This window comes from Achromobacter sp. SIMBA_011 (genome assembly GCF_046535435.1).
Taxonomy (GTDB): Bacteria; Pseudomonadota; Gammaproteobacteria; order Burkholderiales; family Burkholderiaceae_B; genus Achromobacter; species Achromobacter dolens.
In genome coordinates, this window is sequence record NZ_JAWRWN010000282.1 from 1 (window position 1) to 288 (window position 288).

Annotated in this window: 1 pseudogene; it reads left to right on the forward strand. The window is 61.8% G+C overall.

Features of this window, described 5'->3' with window-relative positions:
• Positions 1–288: pseudogene (locus SB816_RS30955) on the forward strand (30S ribosomal protein S7); the annotation flags it as partial.

Here is a 288-nt window from a genome sequence, read left to right on the forward strand (position 1 = left end):
TCGGTCGCAGAGCGCATCGTTTATGGCGCATTCGAACAAATCCAGACCAAGGGTGGCAAGGACCCGCTGGAAGTGTTCACGGTTGCGCTCAACAACGTGAAGCCGGTGGTCGAAGTGAAGAGCCGCCGCGTTGGTGGTGCCAACTATCAAGTTCCGGTCGAAGTGCGCCCGTCGCGTCGTATGGCATTGGCGATGCGCTGGCTGCGTGAGGCTGCGAAGAAGCGCAGCGAGAAGTCGATGGCTCTGCGTCTGGCAGGCGAACTCTCCGAAGCGGCCGAAGGCCGTGGC